Origin of the sequence: Catellatospora sp. KI3, assembly GCF_029948125.1 — a bacterium.
GTDB lineage: Bacteria > Actinomycetota > Actinomycetes > Mycobacteriales > Micromonosporaceae > Catellatospora.
Map to the genome: position 1 here is coordinate 114772 of NZ_JASAMB010000015.1, position 18538 is coordinate 133309.

The following is an 18538-nucleotide window of genomic DNA, read 5'->3' on the forward strand; positions in this document are numbered from 1 at the left end:
GACAGTTCTCTATGTCGAGCACAGCCGCTCCCCTGCCGCTCTCATGCCGCCCCCAGACCCCGCCCCGCGCCGACACCGTCAGGAGGGGAGTGTCGGCCGCGCCCGTCCGACCGACGCCGACCGCGGCAGGTTATGCGGCGCGCACGTACGGCGATCGCACACCTTGTCCGTCGGGCGGTCACGGCTAGGACACGGCGAGGGGCGCGGCCCCCGTGCGACCGCGCCCCTCGTCTGCTTCGTACGGCTAGCGCGCGTACACCTCGAACTCCGAGATCTGCGCGGCCGGCCAGCCGTTGTTGCTGGTGAAGGTGAGGGTCAGCCGCCGCGCCGCGGTGGCCGGGAAGGCGATCTCCACGATGTTGCCGGTCTCCGGCGCGAACAGGTACTCCACCGGCCCGACCAGCTGCGCCCCGTCCGCGTCGACCGCGATCGTCTGCCAGCGGCCGCCCCAGTTCGCGGGCAGCTTCAGCACGATCCGGCGGACCGACACCTCGTGGCCCAGGTCGACGGTGACCGTCTGCGGGAAGCTGCCGTTCAGGCTCTCGAAGTACGAGCCCTGGTCGCCGTCGGCGAGCCGGTCCGGCCCGCACCACCAGCACGCCTGCGAGCTGGCCGTGATGGTGCGGCCCAGGGCCAGGTTGCCGTCCGGGTCGAACCCGATGCCGCTCAGCCCCACCACGTACGGCCCGGCGGGCGAGGTGCTGTGGATCGTCACCGGGCCGGCGTAGTTGCCCGAGGCCTGCGGCGCGAACCGGATCCGCAGCGTGCAGGCGGCGCCGACGGCGATGGTGGTGCAGCCCTGCGCCACGGTGTAGCCGTTCGGGACGAAGACCGCCTCGACGGTGATCGGCTTCGGACCGGGGTTGGTGATCGCGATCGGCAGCTCGGCCTCGGTCCGTACCGGCTGGAAGCCGAAGTCGACGCCCTTGGCCTGCGCGATCTCCAGCTGCCCCGCCGGGGCGAAGCCGCAGCTGGTGCCCGACCAGCCGAGGTTGCCCGCGCCCCGGGTCAGGGCGAAGCCGCTGGCGCAGTCGTACACCCCCGCGCCGCCCAGCCCGGCCGCCACGACGTGCGCGAACACGGCCGCGCCCGGCGCCTGCAACTGCACCGCGGTGGTGCCCGCCCCGGCGATCGCGACCCGGTCCACCGACACATTGGTGATCGACTTACCGAAGAACTGGATCCCCGCGTACGAACTGTCCAGCAGGGTCAGGTCGCGCACCTCCACCGCACCGTCCATCGGGGCGTCGGCGGCGTAGAACCACAGCGCGCCGATCTCGGTCGGCTCGTTGGGCACCAGGTTCCCGGTACGCACCAGCAGGTTGCCCGAGATCCTGGTGGTGCCCGCCAGCGGCACCGCGCCGAACCGGTTGCCGACGTGCACGCCGCCGCCCTGGGTCACGGTGTCGGCCGCGATGTTGTCGGCCACGGTGTTGTCGCGCCCGCCGTAGACGGCGAAGCCGTTGGCCAGCAGCGGCACCGACACCGTGTTGCGCCGGAACGTGTTGTGGTGGTCGGCGTTGACGTCGGACCACATCGCCAGGCCGTCGTCACCGGTGTTGCGCACGAACAGCTGCTGGACCACGGTGTCGCTGACGCCGTTGTGCAGGTTGAGGCCGTCGGCCCACACGTTCTTGATCCGGCCGCCGGTGATGGTCAGGCCCTCGGACGGCCCGTCGAACCACATGCCGACCTTGGTGTGCTCGATCCACAGGTTGTCCACGGTGGAGTGGCTGAGCGAGCCGCCCAGGCCGCTGTCGCTGGTCGAGTCGTCGCGGACGACGGTCTCGCCGAAGATCGCGAAGTCGGCCAGGTGCACGTCGGTGCTCGGGTTCGGCGCGCCGTTGCCGAACACGCCGACCCCGGCGCCGCGCAGCACGGTGTGCCACGGCCCCGCCCCGCGCACCGTCACCCGGTCCACGACCAGGTGCCGCGTCACCGTGTACGTACCCGCCGGCAGCCACAGCCCGCGCTGCTGCTCCTTCGCCGCGTCGATCGCAGCCTGCAGCGCCTGGCCGGAGTCGGCCGCGCCGGACGGATCGGCGCCGAAGTCCAGCGCGTTCAGGAACCCGGCCGGAGCGGCCGGGGCGGGCGCGACGACCTCGAAGTCGGCCAGGTCCACCACGGCGGCGGCCTCGGCGCGCAGCCGCACCCTGGTCCCGGCGGGCAGCGTACGCCCGAACCGGGTGCGCGCGTCGTCGAAGTAGTGGTGCTGCCCGCGGTCCGCCGGGTTGTTGGTGTACGGGTAGTTGCCGTACACGTGCGCGTACTTCGAGGTCAGCGGCAGCGTGCCGAGCGGGGCGCCGTTTGCGGTGACGGTCAGCGCGGTGCTGGTGCCGTCGGCGACCGAGTAGCGCACGTCTACCGCGTCTGCGGGCCTGGCCAGGGTGAACTCCACCCACTCGGCCGCGTCGAGGCGGACCGCGCGGCGGCCCGACGCCTCGGCGGCCAGGTGGGTGAACGCCCGGTCGGCGGCGAGGACGGTGCCGCTGGTGCGGGCGTGCTCGGCCTCGTACTCGGTGAACGGGACGGGGGCGCCGGGGCCGCCGGGCAGCGCGGGCAGCGGCAGCGCGGTGCCCGGCAGGGACGGCACGGTGGGGATCGCGGGCGCCGCGGCGGCGGGCACCGCGGCGAGCATGCCGGTGGCGGCGGCCGTCGCCACCACCATGGCGGTACGGAGCAGCATGGATGGCTCCTTCATTCACAAGGACGGGGTGGACGCGGTCGGACGGGGCTCGCGCGCGTCGCCGCCGGATCCGCGCTCAGCAGCGTAGGCACCACCCTCGGAAATAGTCCAGAGCACAGCGCAACATCCCGACAAAGCCATGGCATCAATTTGCACTGTCGTGCTTGCCCTCACTGGGTTGAAGTCGCTGGCCAAAGCCTCTTTACTGGCTCGCGCAGCTCGATTACGGGTTGAGCGTCGACTTCCCCAAGCCCAACAAACAACCGTTCGGGCCAGTTTCAGGCGACAGAGATTACGCAAATATCTGGCCGCCAAATGCAACATCACGCAAGCGGCAACCGGAGACGTTTCACCGAAGACGTCTCAACGCTGGAGACGTTTCAGCGCTGGACACGTTCGGTGGCGTGACCCGCTTCTGCGGCGCGCCAGTTCGGGCAGCGCGCCCGACCCATAAGCACCGGAAAGGGCGATCTTGAGGTAGCTGGCTGACCGTGATCGTCAGTCGAGGTCAGAAGAGCCCGCCGACGCCTAGATTCCGACCGCAAACGGCGATCATCGAGGGTCATGCGCGCAAGACGGCGATCAACGCGGGGACGTGCGCTGACATGGCGATCAGCGCGGGGGCGCGTGCGCGGAGACGGTGGTCAGCGCGGGGGTAGGTGCGCGGAGACGGTGATCAGCGGGGAGGTACGCCGGTAACGTGGGCGGGGTGACCGGAGGGCGCATCACCCGTCGCACGCTGCTGACCGCGGCCGGGGCCGGCGCGGTCGTCGCGGGTCTGGGCGGCTGCGCCGCCGACGGCTCCCACACGGCCGCGACTCCCGCCCCCACCGGCGCCCCGCCGAGCACCGCGACGCCGGGCACGCCGACCGGCGTGACCCCGTCGCCGTCCGACGAGGCGGTGCTGCGCAAGAAGATCGCGCGGATGCTGATCGCCGGATTCCGTGGCGCGACGGCCGGACCCGATGACTGGATCATGCGTGCCGTCACCGAGCAGGGCCTCGGCGGCGTCATCCTGTTCGACCGCGACCAGCTCACCGGCGGCAGCCGCAACATCGACTCCCCGCCGCAGGTGACCGCTCTGATCAGCAGCCTGCGCGCGGCCGCGCCGCACCTGATCGTCTCCATCGACCAGGAGGGCGGCAAGATCGCGCGGTTGAAGCCCGCCAACGGCTTCCCCGCGACCGCGTCCCAGGCGGCGATCGGTGCCCGCAACTCGCCGAAGGTCACCCGGCAGTGGGCGGAGGGCATGGCGAGGACGCTGGTCGACATCGGGGTGGACTACAACTTCACGCCGGTCGTCGACCTCGCGGTCAACCCCGACAACCCCGCCATCGCACAGCTCGACCGCGCCTTCTCGGCCGACCCCGCCGTGGTCGCGGCCAATGCCGAGATCGCGATCGCGGCGTACCGCGCCGCCAAGGTGCGTACCTCGGTCAAGCATTTCCCGGGGCTGGGCAGCGCCAGTGGCAACACCGACTTCGAGTCCGTCGACGTGACCGACACCTGGACGCCGACCGAGCTGGAGCCGTACCAAAAGCTGATCAAGGATCGCGCGCTGGACACGGTGATGGTGACCCACTTCCACAACCGCAAGCTGGACCCGCGGCTGCCGATGTCGCTGTCGCACGCCGTCGTCACCGGCCTGCTGCGCGAGCAGCTGGGCTGGGACGGGCTCGTGGTCAGCGACGACATGCAGGCCACCGCCATCACCGACGCGTACGGCCGCGACGAGGCCGTCGCCCTCGCCCTGGCCGCCGGAGTGGACCAGCTCGTCTTCGGCAACCAGGCCGTCTACGACCCCGACATCGTCGAGGGCGTGGTCGGCACCGTGCTCGGCCTGGTCCGCGCCGGCAAGGTCACCGAGGCGCAGCTCGACCGCTCGGTCGCCCGCATCGACGCCCTCTGGCCACCCACCTGACGGACCGCGCTGCGCCGGTGCTCGGCGGCTGCGGTCAGGAGGGCGGGCTGGCGCGAGGATCATGACGGCGTACCGCGATCATGCAGGAGGGTTGCGGCCGGCGGAAACTCGGTTGTCGGGGGGTCCGGAGGGTCGTTAGCGTCCGCCGCGATGCACGAGAACGAGATCGTCGCCGACGCCGACCAGGTGCGCCGCCTGGTCGAGAACCAGTTTCCCCAGTGGGCCGGGCTGCCGGTGGTCGCCCAGCCGATCGGCGGCACCGACCACGCCCTGTTCCGGATCGGCTCCGACCTGGTCGCGCGGATGCCCCGCATCGACTGGGCGACCGACCAGGCCGACAGCGACAGCCGCTGGCTGCCCGTGCTGGCGCCGCACCTGCCGCTGCCGCTCGGGGTGGGCGAGCCGGGCGAGGGCTTCCCGTACCGGTGGTCGGTGGTGCCGTGGCTGCCCGGCGACAACCCCGCCGACGGGAACTTCGATGCCGACGCGGCAGCGCTCGACCTGGCGGAGTTCGTCCTGGCCATGGGTCGCGTGGACACCACCGGCGGACCGGTGAAGACCGGTCAGGCGCGCGGCACCGCGCTGGCGGGGCGCGACGAGCTGACCCGCCGGGCCATCGCCGAGCTGGGCGACCGGGTGGACGCCCCCGCGGTGACCCGGTCCTGGGAGCAGTCGCTGGAGGCCGACGCCTGGACCGACCCGCCGGTATGGCTGCACGGCGACCTCCAGGCCGGCAACCTGCTCGTACACCAGCGCCGCCTCTCCGCCGTCATCGACTTCGGCGGCCTGGGGCTGGGCGACCCGGCGGTGGAGCTGATGCCCGCGTGGAGCATGTTCGCCGGGACCTCACGGCGGCTGTTGCGCGAGGCGCTGGGCTGCGACGACGCGATGTGGCTGCGCGGCCGGGGCTGGGCCCTGTCCACGGCCCTGGTCGGGCTGCCGTACTACTGGGACACGTTCCCGGCCATGATCATCGAGGGCAGGCGGAAGGTCGCCGCCGTACTGGCCGACAGCTGAACGGGCGCGGCAGCGGCGGCTCCCGCGCCCGTTCGGCCGGTCAGCCGTACGTCGGGTGCTGGGGCCAGCCGTCCGGGGAGTCCTCCCAGTCCTGCTGGCGGCCGTACGGCATCAGGTCGAGGATGCTGTTGGCGAACACCAGGCGGTCCACGCCCCGCGCGGTGGTGCTGTAGGTGCGGTAGACCCGGTCGCCGTCGCGCAGGAACACGCTGAGCATGAACCCCCGGCCCGCCCCGCAGTCGTCGGTGAACGAGGTGCCGTGCGACGACACGAACGGCAGCGTCCACCCCATCTTCGCCTTGTACGCCTCGATCTGGGCCAGGGGCATGTTCGACACGGTCACCCAGGTGACGCCGGCGTCGTTGAGCCCCGCCAGCGCCGTCGCCGGCACGTTGTTCGTGAAGCCGGTGCAGCCGGGGCAGTAGTGGTCCGGGCCGTTGTCCATGAACTGGTAGACCGCGAGCTGGGTGCGGCCCTCGAACAGTTCGAGCAGGGTCTTCGGGCCGTCGGGCGTGTCGAACACGTACTCGGTGCTGAACTGGACCATGGGCAGGCGACGGCGGCGCGCCGCGATCGCGTCCAGGGCCCGGGTTGCTTCCTTCTCGGCTTTGAGCAGCTCATCGCGCGCCTGCTGCCAGTCCTGCGCCGATACGACCGGTGGTTTCTGCATACCCCCGATTGTCGCTCCGGCCACCGACAAAACGGCCTGCCGATCACTAATCGTGTCGACCGGGGCTGGTCATCCCAAACGGGTCACCGCGTCGCGCGGAAACCGGTCGCCGTACACGGCGGCCAGGCCTACCGTATGGCCATGTGGAGCATCGAACAGCTTCGACACTTCGCGCGTGACGGGTACGTCGTCGTGCCGGGCGTGGTCCCGCCCGACGTGGTCGCGGCGGCGAACGCGCGCATCGACGGGCTGCTCGCCGAGCGGCCGCCGACGCCCGGACACACCGGACACCACTTCTACTTCGAGCCGCTGGCCGCCGAGCCCGCGCTCGCCGCGCTGCTCCTCGGCACCCGGGCCTTCTCGCTGGCCGCGGGCACGACCGCGCCCCGCCCGCTGCGGACGCCGGACCAGGTCCAGGTGGCGCTGACCTTCCCGCCGTTCGACCACCGTCCCGGCCGGGGGCACATCGACGGCGTCCCACCCGGCCCCGACGGCAGACCGGGCACGTTCACGCTGCTGGCCGGGTTCGTGCTGTCCGACCAGACCGCCGACGACATGGGCAACCTGTGGGTATGGCCCGGCACCCACCGCCAGATCGCGGCCCACTTCGCCGCGCACGGTCCGGACTCCCTGGTGGCCGCCGGCGGCTACCCGCCCGCCGACCACAGCCGCCCGGTGCAGGTCCACGCGGCCCCGGGCGACCTGGTGCTCGCGTCGTACCTGCTCTCGCACAACATCGGCGGCAACACCTCGCCCGTGCTGCGGCGGACCGCGTACTTCCGGCTCATGACGGACGTCCACGAGTCGACCTGGCGCGACTGCGTCCGCGACGAGCTGTACGAGTTCCGCCCCGCCTGCGCCGACTGAGCGCGCCGCCCGGCGGGTCACCGGGCGGCGCGCGCAGCAGGTCAGCCCGTGACGGTGACGTCCGCAGCGGCGGTCACGCCGTTGACGGTCACCGACAGCGCGGCCGTGCCCGGACGCAGCGCGGTCAGCTCGCCGGTGGCCGGATCGAACGAGGCGACGTCCCACGGCCGCGCGAGCAGCCGCGGGCCGATGTGCAGACCGGGCCCGCCCGACCAGCGCAGCGACACCGGGTACGCCACCGGCACGGCCCGGCCGCCCGGCTGGGTGAGCGTGGCCGCCACCTCGGCCGTGGCGCCCCGGGCCAGCGAGGTCGGCGCGGTGATCGCCAGCGCGTCGACATGCGGATTGACCTGCACCGACAGCTGCTGACCGGTGACACCCCACAGCGACCAGCCGGTGAAACCGCCGTCGTCGGCTGCGGTGGACGGGTTCTTGCCGGAGTTGCCGTTGACGAAGTACGGCACCCCGTCGACCCGCGACGCGTGGAACGTGCCGACGTGCGCCCCGATGAACGCCGCGCCCTTGCCGGACTCCGCCCGGAACCCGGCCAGCCACCGTTGCAGCAGCTCCGCCTCCTTGCGGTCGTTGAGCTGGCTGGCCAGGGCGGGGGTCGGGTCGCGCGGCGGCACGTGCTGCACCACCACGACGGAGTCGACCGCCGGATCGGCGGCGGCCGAGTCCAGCGCGGACTTCAGCATCCCGTACTGGTCGAACCCGGCGCCCCGGATCGTCAGCGGCGAGGTGTCGAGCGTGACGAAGCGCGTTCCCCGGTGGTCGAACACCCGCCGGGTCGCGCCGAACACCGCCTGGAAGTTCGCGATGGGGCCGCCCATGATCTCGTGGTTGCCCGGCACGTAGTAGTACGGCACGGAGTCGCCGATCTCCTCGTCCAGCACCTGCTTGGCGAAGGCGATGTCGGCGGCGGACGCCTCGTCCACGAAGTCGCCGTCGATGATGAGGAGGTCCGGGCGGGCCGCCCTGATCTCGCGCAGCGTGCGCCGGGCGTTGGCGACGATGTCGCTGTCCGGCGCGCGGGCCACGAACTGCGAGTCGGACATGACGGCGAAGCGCCAGTCGGCGGCGGCCACCGCGCCGTACCCGGCGATCACCGGGTCCTGCACCCGCGGCTCGGGCGGGGCGACCACCGACGGCGGCACCTTCGCGACCAGGTCGTCGACGATCACCTCCCCGGTGTACTGGGCCGCCGCCTTGGTCTCCACCACGTAGAAGCGCCGCAGCCGCAGCGGGTACGCGATCCCGGCCGGGACCGGCATCTCCACGTACCGCCAGCCGGTCCAGGTGACGAAGTCGCCGCGCAGCACCTTGGCCTGGCCGAGCCCGTCGTAGAACTCCAGCGCGGGCCACTCCCCCTTGCCGCCGCCGTGGATCCACATGCCGAACGCCTGCGGCTGCCCGTCGACCGTGAACTGCGCCGGCGGGTTGGCGTACGCGGCGCGGGTGGCCGTGGACTGGGTGAAGTCGTAGCTCAGCTTCAGGCCCGTCCCGGTGCGGCCGGGCACCGCCGACAGCGAGCCCGACGCGCGGGCCTGGCTGAACGTCCACTGCGCGGCGTCGTCGAACGAGGCGACCGGCACGTCGGTGAGCCCGACGGTGACCGCCACGGTGGTGCGGTGCCCGGAGACGGTCGCCGTGATGAGCCCGGCACCGGTCGCCACCTGCGGTGACACCGTGAACGTGCCGGACGGCCCCGGTGCGACGGCGAACAGCGAGCGGTCGTAGTCGAGCTTGACGTCGGCGGGCTCGATCGGGGCGGTGAAGCCCTGCCGGTCGGCGCCGACGATGCCGAACCCGCCGGTCGTGGCGGTGCCGGACAGGCCGAGGCGGGCCACCGTCGGGGTGACCCGGTCCAGCGGCTGCAGCACGGTCACCTCGGTCGCGCCGACGGCGGCGCCGCGCCGGGCGGTGACCCGGGCGGTGCCCGGGAACAGCGCGTGGAACACGCCGTCGGCGCCGGGCCAGCCGACCAGCGGGCGGTCCGACAGCCACAGCGGTGCGCCCGGAGCGGGGCCGTAGGTCTCGTCGTACCCGTGCGCGGTCAGTCTCCGGGTCAGACCCGGGAACACCCGGTCCGGGCGGGCCAGCGTGACCTGGTCGGCGCCGGGTGCGGCAGCCGGGTCGGCGTCCGGGGCCACCCAGTAGCCGCGCAGCGTGCCGGAGCCCTTCGGCGCGTACAGCGCCAGGCCGTTGGCGACCGCCCGCTCCGCTCCGTCGGACGGGCTGTTCTCCAGGGTGAGCCCCTCCTCGCCCGGTCGGCGGGCCAGCAGCGTCGAGGAGCCGCCGCCGTCGATGTTCAGCGCCGTGTACGCCCCGGCGTCGGCGACCATCCGCGCCCACTGCGTCAGCCCGACCCCGGCACTGTTGACCTGCTTGCCGTCCACGGTGAGCAGGAACATCCGGGTGCCCGCCCGGTCGAACCCGATCGCGGTACGGGCCGCCGCCGCGTTGTCGTCGAACGTCTGCGGCACCCCGTCCTTGACCAGCAGGAAGTTGCCGCCGACGGCCGCGTGCAGCGGCCCGCCGTCGGAGCTGCGCGGCCGGTACGACACCGTGACCCGGTCGCCCACGGCGAGCTGCCGCAGCGCGGCCGCCCCGCCCTCGCGGCCGAGCAGCACCGTGCTGCCCTGCGGCAGGGTCCCGGTGCCGGCGCTCGGCGAGACCGCGCTGACCACCCCGTCGGTGAGCAGCACCTCGGCCACGTCGGTCGCGCCGTCCACGGCCCGCTGGCGCGGGTACGCCCCCCAGCGGGCGGTGAACAGGCCCACCCCGCCGGGGGCGACCCGGTTGTTGAGCTGGGTCAGCGGCACCGAGCCGCCCGGCCACCCGGCCGAGCCCTCGAAGTACACCTGGAGCAGGCGCCCGAGGCCCTCGGCGCTGAACCCGACGGCGTTGTGCCAGCCCTCGGTCGGCGACTGCACCAGGGTGCCGCTCTCGACGCCGACGCCCAGCGCCGCACCCGAGTTGTTGATGTCGAAGAAGTCACCGTTGACCGCGGCGACGGGCCGGGTGCCGTGCGAGGTCGCGGCGGCGGCCATGGCGCGGACCGTGTCGTCGGCGGCGACCGTACCGGGGCTCAGGTAGTCGACGGTGGCGCCTTTGCCGAGGTCGACGCTGAGCGTGTCGGTGCGCAGCCAGGCGGTGCCGTCCACGGTGTCGGTCGAGGTCAGCGTGATGCCGGGGGCGACCGGCCGGGTGCGCTGTGCCGTCTGCAGCGCGGGCGGCGGATCGGCCGCGGCCGCCGGGGCCGTCAGCGGCACCAGGGTGGCGGCGGCCAGCGCGCCGACCAGCGCGACGCGCGGCAGGAGTCGAGGGGCGTGAGACATAGAAGGCAGTACACCCGCCTTCGGCGAACATTTTCAAGACCTTCAGCGTGTATGAAGGGAATCTTCTTGGTGACCCCTCAGCGGCGGATCAGGTGCCCGTTGATCGCGACCACGTCGGCGGCGAACTGCGGCAGCTCCACCACCTGCACCCCCGCCGCCGTCAGCAGCTCCACGCCCTCGCAGTCGGCCAGCAGCAGCGGCTCGCGCAGCGCGAAGTAGACGCGCGGGATGCCCGCGCGCAGGATCAGCCGCGTACACGGCAACGGACGCGACGCCCGCACCGAGCACGGCTCCAGCGTGGAGTAGATCGCCGCGTCGGTCAGATCCACCCCGGCCAGCTTGGCCAGGGCCGACTCCTCGGCGTGGACGCTCGGGTCGGTCTCGCGGGAGTAGCCGTACGCCAACTGACGGCCATGGGCGTCGACGACCACGGCACCGACGTTGAACGCGTCCGGGACCGAGGGGCAGCGCCGCGACCACTCGACCGCATGCCGCATGTGGGCCAGGTCCAGCTCCGTCCCGATCATGCCTGCGCTTCGTCCGTGCGCAGGGCGCCGTCCGGGCCGACTTCATACCCGGCGGCCGCGCCGTCCGCCCGCGGGGCAGCGTCGGTCAGCAGATAGCGGAGGTACGCGCAGTCGCCGTGGCGACCCGCCTCGGCCAGCCGCATACGGCGGCCCGGCCCGAACGGGAAGGACGCGTCGCCGACGAAGCGCGGCGCCCTGCTGTCGCCGACGAAGAACGGCGCGACCGACAGCTCGACCTCGTCGACCAGGCCCTGCGCCAGGAACTGGGTGTGCATCGTGCCGCCGCCCTCGACCATCAGCCGCCGTACGCCGCGGCGGTGCAGATCGGCCAGCAGCCTCTCCAGCGACAACGGGTCGCCCGCGGCGACGACGTCGGCGACCCCGCCGAGGCGGGCGCGGGTCCCCGCCGCGACGGCGTCGGGTACGTACACGATCTTGTCGCAGGCGCCGGTGGTGAAGAACGGGGCCGCCGGGTCCAGTTCACCGCCGCCGCTGACGACGACCTTCGCGGGCGTCTCCGACTCGCCCCGGTCCAGCCGCCGCTGCCGCAGCTCGGGGGCGCGGACCAGCAGGCGCGGATTGTCGGCCCGGATCGTGCCCGCGCCGACGAGGATGGCGTCGACGGCCGCCCGCCGACGGTCCACCCGGGCGAAATCCTCGGGACTGGACAGCAGCAGCCGGTGCTCGCTGGCGTCGTCGAGGTAGCCGTCGAGCGACATGGCTGCCTCGATCAGGACGTACGGGCGGTCAGCCACGGGGTGCTCCAGGGGGCGGTGGATGGGGACGGACCGCTGCCACGTCGCGGCGATCACCGGCGCCGGACCCCGCGGTGGGCCTCCGGTCGCACCGTCACGCGCCCGCAGCCGTGATGGCCTGCGCTTTCTCCGGCGCCGCACGTACGGATGCTACCGCAGCACCACTCCCCCTCCGACAATCCTGTGACCCACCCCCCAACCGACACTGACCGCGAGGGCCGGCGGCTGCCCGGGGTCAAGACCTCGGCCGCAGGCCCCGGCGATCCCCGCTTGAGGTCACAACCTCGGCGACAAAGCCGGGTGATCGTCACCTGAGGCCACAACCTCGGCGATGAGGTCGGGTGATCGTCACCTGAGGCCACAACCTCGGCAGCAGGCTCGGACGATCACCACCCGAGGTCAAAACCTCGGCGATGAGGTCGGGTTCTGACCGCAGCCAGCGATCATCCGCCGCAACGGGATCTAAGATCGCCACCTCTGGTCACAACACCGGGTGGCCACCGGCCCGCCAGCGCTGGGATACCCACCGCCGCATCTCGGTGCCCGCGCCGCGCTCACCGCCGCATCGCCACCTCCACCTTCCGCCCGCCAACGCTGATCAACCACCCGCCAAGCCCGAAGATCGTCGGCCGCGGTCCTTATCTCGGCTAGGGGGCGGTGTTTTGACCGCAGGCGGCGATCACCCGCCGCAACGGGTTCTAAGATCGCCGCCTCTGGTCACAACACCGGACGGCCGTCGGCCCGCCAGCGCCGGGGATACCCACCGCCGCATCTCGGTGCGCGCCGCGCTCGCCACCGCGTCGGCGCACCATCTTCCGCCAGCTGCCGCGTCGCGCCCCACCTTCCGCCAGCTGCCGCGTCGCGCCCCACCTTCCGCCAGCTGCCGCAGCGCGCCCCACCTCCCGCCAGCCGCCGCAGCGCGCCCCACCTCTCACCTCCCGCCAGCCGCCGCGGCGCGCCCGCCTTTCGCCTGCCGACGCGTCGCGCCCCACCTTCCGCTCGCCGCCGCTGATCGACCGCCCGCCAAGCTCGAAGATCGTCGCTTGCGGTCCGAATTTCGGTTAGAGGGCGGTGTCCTGACCGCAGGCGGCGATCACGAGCCGAAGCACGTCCGAAGATCACGACCTCGGGGCCAGAACATCGCCCCGCGCCCCACGCCGAACCTGCTTTCCGACCACTACCGCCGATCACTACATGCCCACAGTCGCCGAAGATCGCGGCGCCGACCACGAACACCCGCGCCCGGTATCGCAAAGCCCACTCCGCGAGCGCCAGTCGCCCAAGATCGCGGTCTCCGGCCGGACACACCGGCGCACGCGTTACCGCACCGCCCATCCCGCCCGGCACGCAGCGGCCGGTGACGCCGGACCCTGTTCCGCGCCACCCGGACGCAGCCGGATGATGGTCACCCCGCCCGGACCGAGGTCGGGTGTAACCGAGGCAGGGCAGGCGGACATTCCCAGGCATGGAACCAGAGCACACGGCTGAGAGGCAGCGCTTCGAGGAGCTGTTCGACGCCCACTACGCGGAGCTGACCAGGTTCGCGGCCCGCCGGGTGGGCGCCGACGCGGCCGGTGACGTCGTCGCCGCCACGTTCCTCGTCGCCTGGCGCCGACTGGCCGACCTGCCTACCGACCACCCTCGCGCCTGGCTGTACGCCACCGCCCGGCAGATCGTCGCCAACGAGGTGCGCGGCCGGACCCGCTGGGACCGGCTCACCGCCAAGGCGGCCGCGAGCGGCGAGACCAGGGTCGAGGACCATTCGGCACAGGTCGACGAGCAGCTCCGGGTACGGGCCGTGCTCGACAGCCTCTCCCCCGCCGACCAGGAGCTGCTGCGCCTGACCGAGTGGGACGGGCTGGACGTGGCCGAGGCGGCGCTGGTCCTGCGGTGCAGCCGTACCGCGCTCAAGGTGCGACTGCACCGGGCCAGGCGCCGCTTCGCCCAGCGGCTGCTGGCCACCGAGGACCGCGACACCGCGCCGGTCCGCCGCCCGTCCATCATCGCCGGAGGGAGCACCAGCTCATGAACGACCGTACCGCCAGAGCCATGGCCACGCTGCGGGCCGCCGACCCCGCGCCGACCGCGCCCGACCCCGCAGACCCGCAGGCCCGTGCCCTGCTGGAGCGGGTGCTGCAGACCCCGGATGCGCCACCGCCCGCCCCGGCTCGCGGGCGCCGGCGGCTCGTGGTCGGCGTCGCCGGTGCGGCCGCGTTCGCGGCGGCGGCGGTGTTCGCCGTCGCCCAGCCGGCCGCCGCCTACACCGTGCAGCGCAACCCGGACGGGACCGTCGCGGTGGTCATCCGGCCGTCCCAGCTGCACGATCCGGACCGGCTCAACGCGGCGCTGGCCCGGGTCGGCGCGCGTACGACGGTGCTGCGCATGGTCCCGGCGGACCGGTGCCCCACCGCGCCCGAGGTCGACCCGGCCTTCGAGCTGCCCGAGGACGCCACCCCGGAGCAGCTCGCGGCGCAGATCGCCCGGTTCCCCGTCGACTACCGGATGGGCGACGAGGAGGTCCTCATCACGATCCGTCCGTGGCTGATCCCGAGCGCCGACAGCCTCGCCCTCGGCTACGCCTTCGCCTCCGGCCCCGCCGGCCCGACGACGTACGTCCGCCCCGCGGTGGTCCGCACCATGCCCGCCTGCCTGCCCATGCCCACACCGCCCCGCCGCTGACCGGTAGCCGCAAGCGGCGCCCCGCCGCACCCCGCGGCGGCTGGCGGTCGGCGTTCGCCGACAACCCCGAGGTCTCGATCGTGCAGGGGTCCATCCTGGACCAGCAGGTCGACGCCTGGGTCACCCCGACCGACTCGTACGGGCGGATGGACGGCGGCGTCGACGCGATCATCAAGTGCCACCTCGGCGCGGGCGGGGACGGAGCCGTCCCCGCCCGCGTCGCGGCTACGCCGCTCGGGCGACCTGGTGCGCGGCGGCCGCGTCCCGCAGCACGGGGCGGCGCCGGGTCGGCATGCCGAGCGTCGGGTTGGCCACGCCCCAGGCCGCGCCCTTGCAGACCAGCTCCTTGTAGGCGGCGGCGAACCGGCCGGTCAGGGCCGACGGCTTGGCCTGGTCGTCCGCGGTGACGAACTGGATCAGCCCTTCCTTGCGGCCCAGCGAGATGCACTGGTTGAAGTAGCGGATGGGCACGTTCGGCAGCTTGCCGCCGGTCAGGCGCGCCGCGATCGCGTCGGCGGCCTGCCAGGCCATGGGGGTGCCCGAGGCGCACGACATCCGCAGCGGCCTGCCCTCCGGGCCGATCGCGTGGGCGGCGTCGCCGACCGCGTACACGTCGGGGTGCGAGACCGAGCGCATGGTCGCGTCGACCGCGATCTGGCCGGTGGCGGTGGTGTCCAGGGTGGTCGCCGCGGCGATCGGGTGGACCGCGAAGCCGGTGGTCCACACCGTCACGTCGGCGGCGACGGCCCTGCCGTCGGCGGTGACGACCCGGTCGGCCTCGACGCCGGTGACGGCGGCGTGCTCGTACGCGGTGATCCCGAGCTTGGCGACGACCTTGCGCAGGTGGTCGCGGCCCTTGGCTGCCAGCCAGTCGCCCAGTCCGCCGCGCACGGCCAGCGCGACGCGCAGGTCCGGGCGGGCCTCGGCGAACTCGGTCGCGGCCTCCAGGCCGGTGAGGCCGCCGCCGACGACGGTCACGGTCTGCCCGGCGTGCAGGCGGGCCAGCCGCTCGCGCAGCCGCAGCGCCCCGGGGCGGCTGGCGACCTCGTACGCGTGCTCGGCGGTCCCCGGGACGCCCTGGGCGTTCCAACCGCTGCCCAGCGCGTAGACGAGCGTGTCGTAGCGCAGTTCCGCGGTGCCGCCCGCGGCGGCGACGGTGACGGTCCGGCGGTCGACGTCGACGCCGGTGACCCGAGCGACCTTCAGCTCGACGCCGGTGCCGGCGAACATCTCGCGCAGCGGCCGGGGCTTGAGCTCCTGCCCGGCCGCCAGCTGGTGCAGGCGGACGCGCTCCACGAAGTCGGGCTCGGCGTTGACGACGGTGATGGCGACGTCTTCGCGGCGCAGCCGCTTGGCCAGGCGTCCGGCGGCGATGGCCCCGGTGTATCCGGCGCCGAGGACGATGATGCGGTGCTGCATTTCCTCGCTCCTGTCTGAAGGGTTCGCCACTTGAACCGGGCGGGTCCCCGTTTCCTGACAGGAGCGCGGTGTGAAGCAGGTCATAGCGGGGTCAGAACGCGTGGAGCAGGGGCTCTCCGTGCTCGACGGTCGCCCAGAGCGCCGTCGCGCGCGCCAGCTTGTCCGGGTTGACCTGGTTGCGGACGGCGATGATGCCCTCGGCGGTGACCTCCAGGCACATGACGCCGATCACCCGGCCGTCCAGCACCGCGATGACGGCCGGCTCGCCGTTGGCCGACCACGCGTAGACCTCGGGCGAGCCGCCGACCAGGGTGCGCTTGGCCTCGCCGGGCCGGAACAGGCCCCACACGAACTTCGCGACCGCCAGCGCGCCCACGAACGGCTTGGTGCGCGCCGGGATCTTCCCGCCGCCGTCGCCGACCGAGACGACGTCGGCGGTGAGCAGCCGCACCAGCGAGTCGGTCCGGCCGCTGGTGGCGGCCGCCAGGAACTCCTCCACGATGCGCCGGGCGGCGGCCGCGTCGATCTCGGTGCGGGCCGGGCCGGCGGCCACGTGCTTCTTGGCCCGGTGGTAGAGCTGCTGGCTGGACGCCTCGGTGAGGTCGAGGATCCCGGCGATGTCCCGGTGCGGGTAGTCGAACGCCTCGCGCAGCACGTACACCGCGCGCTCGTTGGGCGACAGGCGCTCCATCAGGGTGAGCACCGCGTACGACACGGATTCGCGCTGCTCGGCGCTGTCGGCGGGGCCCAGCATCGGGTCACCGGACAGCAGCGGCTCGGGCAGCCACTCGCCCACATAGGTCTCGCGGCGCGCCCGCGCTGAGGTGAGCTGGTTGAGGCACAGGTTGGTGAGGACCTTGGTCAGCCAGGCCTCGGGCACCTCGACGTGGTCGGTGTCGGCGGCCTGCCAGCGCAGGAACGTCTCCTGCACGGCGTCCTCGGCCTCACCGGCGGAGCCGAGCATGCGGTAGGCGATGGCCTCCAGGCGCGGACGCGCCGCCACGAACCGGTCGACGTCCTCCATACGCAAGGCCATGCGCCGATCCTAGCCACCGCCTCAGGGCGGTCGGGAAGGCAGCACATGACAAAGGCAGGGAAAGCATCTATCCCCTGCCACTCTCAACCTATACCGCACTAGGGGCCTTGCGGCAAGACCCGGGTATTCCAGCAGAATCTCCCGCCGGAGCAAGAATCCGCAGATGGGGGACTCCATGTTCGACGTGATCATCGCCGGGGGCGGGCCGACCGGCCTGATGCTCGCCGCCGAGCTGCGCCTGCACGGCATACGGGTGGTGGTGCTGGAGAAGGACGCCGCGCAGCCGCCGTACGTGCGCTCGCTGGGCCTGCACGTGCGCAGCATCGAGGTGATGGACCAGCGCGGCCTGCTGGAGCGGTTCCTCGCCCACGGCACGCGGCACCCGCTCGGCGGCTTCTTCGCGGCCCTCCTCCACCCGGCGCCGGAGCGCCTCGACACCGCCCACGGTTACGTGCTGGGCATCCCGCAGACCGTCACCGACCGGCTGCTGGCCGAGCACGCCGCCGAGGTCGGCGCCGAGATCCGGCGCGGCTGCGAACTCGTCGGCCTGACCCAGGACGAGCACGGGGTGACCGCCGAACTGGCCGACGGCACCAGCCTGCGCTCGCGCTACCTCGTCGGCTGCGACGGCGGCCGCAGCACGGTCCGCAGGCTGCTGGGCGTGGCCTTCCCCGGCGAGCCCAGCCGGGTCGAGACGCTGCTGGGCGAGATGGAGCTGACCGCGTCGCCCGAGGTGGTCGCCGCCGTGACGGCCGAGGTCCGCGAGGTGCAGAAGCGGTTCGGCGCCGGGCCGATCGGCGACGGGGTGTACCGCGTCGTCGTACCGGCGGAGGGCGTCGCCGAGGACCGCGCCACCCCGCCGACCCTCGACGAGTTCAAGCAGCAGCTGCGCGCGGTGGGCGGGACCGACTTCGGCGCGCACTCGCCGCGCTGGCTGTCCCGCTTCGGCGACGCCACCCGCCTGGCCGAACGCTACCGGGTGGGCCGGGTGCTGCTGGCCGGCGACGCGGCGCACATCCACCCGCCGACCGGGGGCCAGGGCCTCAACCTCGGCGTACAGGACGCCTTCAACCTCGGCTGGAAGCTGGCCGCGCAGATCGCGGGCTGGGCGCCCGACGGCCTGCTGGACAGCTACCACGACGAGCGGCACCCGGTCGCCGCCGACGTGCTGGACAACACCCGGGCGCAGATGGAGCTCATGTCGACCGAGCCCGGCGCGCAGGCCGTGCGGCGGCTGCTGGCCGAGCTGATCGAGATCGAGGAGGTCAACCGGCGGCTGATCGAGAAGATCACCGCGATCGGCATCCGGTACGACTTCGGCGGCGGCCACGAACTGGTCGGACGGCGGCTGCGCGACGTACGCCTGACGCAGGGGCGCCTCTACGAGCTGATGCGCGGCGGCCGCGGCCTGCTGCTCGACCAGACCGGCGCGCTCTCGGCGGCGGGCTGGGCCGACCGGGTGGACCACGTCGTCGACGGCGGCGGCGAACTCGACGTCCCCGCCGTGCTGCTGCGGCCGGACGGGCACGTGGCCTGGGTCGGCGACGACCAGCGGAGCCTGGCCGCGGTGCTGCCGCGCTGGTTCGGCGCCGCCGCGGGCTGACCCGGCCGGACGGTGTC

13 protein-coding genes are annotated in these 18538 nt (G+C 73.3%); 6 read left to right on the forward strand and 7 right to left on the reverse strand.

Annotation, left to right across the window (positions count from 1 at the left end):
* Positions 1–244: 244 nt before the first annotated feature.
* Entirely contained in the window at positions 245–2686 is a 2442-nt protein-coding gene (locus tag QEZ54_RS23145; protein ID WP_281306802.1) for a glycosyl hydrolase family 28-related protein, read from the reverse strand.
* 709 nt (positions 2687–3395) lie between these two features.
* Here QEZ54_RS23145 and QEZ54_RS23150 point away from each other — a divergent pair.
* Positions 3396–4607 carry a glycoside hydrolase family 3 N-terminal domain-containing protein gene (locus QEZ54_RS23150; protein ID WP_281306803.1) on the forward strand — a complete coding sequence of 404 codons (1212 nt, stop codon included), beginning with the start codon at positions 3396–3398 and terminating at the stop codon, positions 4605–4607.
* A gap of 150 nt (positions 4608–4757) precedes the next feature.
* Positions 4758–5624 carry an aminoglycoside phosphotransferase family protein gene (locus tag QEZ54_RS23155; protein ID WP_281306804.1) on the forward strand — a complete coding sequence of 289 codons (867 nt, stop codon included), beginning with the start codon at positions 4758–4760 and terminating at the stop codon, positions 5622–5624.
* A 40-nt stretch (positions 5625–5664) separates the two neighbouring features.
* Here QEZ54_RS23155 and QEZ54_RS23160 read toward each other — a convergent pair whose 3' ends face one another.
* Positions 5665–6294: a DUF899 family protein gene (locus QEZ54_RS23160; protein ID WP_281306805.1), complete on the reverse strand. Its 630-nt coding sequence runs from the start codon at positions 6292–6294 to the stop codon at positions 5665–5667.
* A gap of 141 nt (positions 6295–6435) precedes the next feature.
* Between QEZ54_RS23160 and QEZ54_RS23165 the strand changes: the two genes are divergently transcribed.
* On the forward strand, positions 6436–7161 hold the full coding sequence (locus QEZ54_RS23165; RefSeq protein ID WP_281306806.1) for a phytanoyl-CoA dioxygenase family protein: 726 nt from the start codon (positions 6436–6438) through the stop codon (positions 7159–7161).
* A gap of 41 nt (positions 7162–7202) precedes the next feature.
* On the opposite strand, the gene QEZ54_RS23170 is transcribed toward QEZ54_RS23165, so the two are convergent.
* From QEZ54_RS23170 to QEZ54_RS23180, 3 genes are all read right to left on the reverse strand, one after another.
* Positions 7203–10502, reverse strand: coding sequence for a phosphodiester glycosidase family protein (locus tag QEZ54_RS23170; RefSeq protein WP_281306807.1), 3300 nt, complete (start codon positions 10500–10502; stop codon positions 7203–7205).
* A gap of 77 nt (positions 10503–10579) precedes the next feature.
* The gene (locus QEZ54_RS23175; protein ID WP_281306808.1) at positions 10580–11029 is read right to left on the reverse strand and encodes a deaminase; all 450 of its coding nucleotides are present in this window, start codon (positions 11027–11029) and stop codon (positions 10580–10582) included.
* Positions 11026–11784, reverse strand: coding sequence for a dihydrofolate reductase family protein (locus QEZ54_RS23180; protein WP_281306809.1), 759 nt, complete (start codon positions 11782–11784; stop codon positions 11026–11028). The genes QEZ54_RS23175 and QEZ54_RS23180 overlap by 4 nt, the downstream gene beginning before the upstream one ends.
* A 1465-nt stretch (positions 11785–13249) precedes the next feature.
* Between QEZ54_RS23180 and QEZ54_RS23185 the strand changes: the two genes are divergently transcribed.
* Positions 13250–13813 carry a sigma-70 family RNA polymerase sigma factor gene (locus tag QEZ54_RS23185; RefSeq protein ID WP_281306810.1) on the forward strand — a complete coding sequence of 188 codons (564 nt, stop codon included), beginning with the start codon at positions 13250–13252 and terminating at the stop codon, positions 13811–13813.
* On the forward strand, positions 13810–14463 hold the full coding sequence (locus tag QEZ54_RS23190) for a hypothetical protein (protein WP_281306811.1): 654 nt from the start codon (positions 13810–13812) through the stop codon (positions 14461–14463). The genes QEZ54_RS23185 and QEZ54_RS23190 overlap by 4 nt, the downstream gene beginning before the upstream one ends.
* A gap of 225 nt (positions 14464–14688) precedes the next feature.
* Here the strand turns inward: QEZ54_RS23190 and QEZ54_RS23195 are convergent, their stop codons facing one another.
* Both QEZ54_RS23195 and QEZ54_RS23200 read right to left on the reverse strand, forming a co-directional pair.
* Positions 14689–15882 (reverse strand): FAD-dependent oxidoreductase, encoded by a 1194-nt coding sequence (locus QEZ54_RS23195; RefSeq protein ID WP_281306812.1) that lies wholly within the window; start codon positions 15880–15882, stop codon positions 14689–14691.
* Positions 15883–15973: 91 nt separating this feature from the next.
* Complete coding sequence (locus tag QEZ54_RS23200) at positions 15974–16918, reverse strand: RNA polymerase sigma-70 factor (protein ID WP_281306813.1); 945 nt, start codon at positions 16916–16918, stop codon at positions 15974–15976.
* 175 nt (positions 16919–17093) lie between these two features.
* Here QEZ54_RS23200 and rox point away from each other — a divergent pair, with 175 nt between their 5' ends.
* Positions 17094–18521 carry a rifampin monooxygenase gene (gene rox / locus QEZ54_RS23205; RefSeq protein WP_281306880.1) on the forward strand — a complete coding sequence of 476 codons (1428 nt, stop codon included), beginning with the start codon at positions 17094–17096 and terminating at the stop codon, positions 18519–18521.
* The last annotated feature ends 17 nt before the right edge of the window (positions 18522–18538 follow it).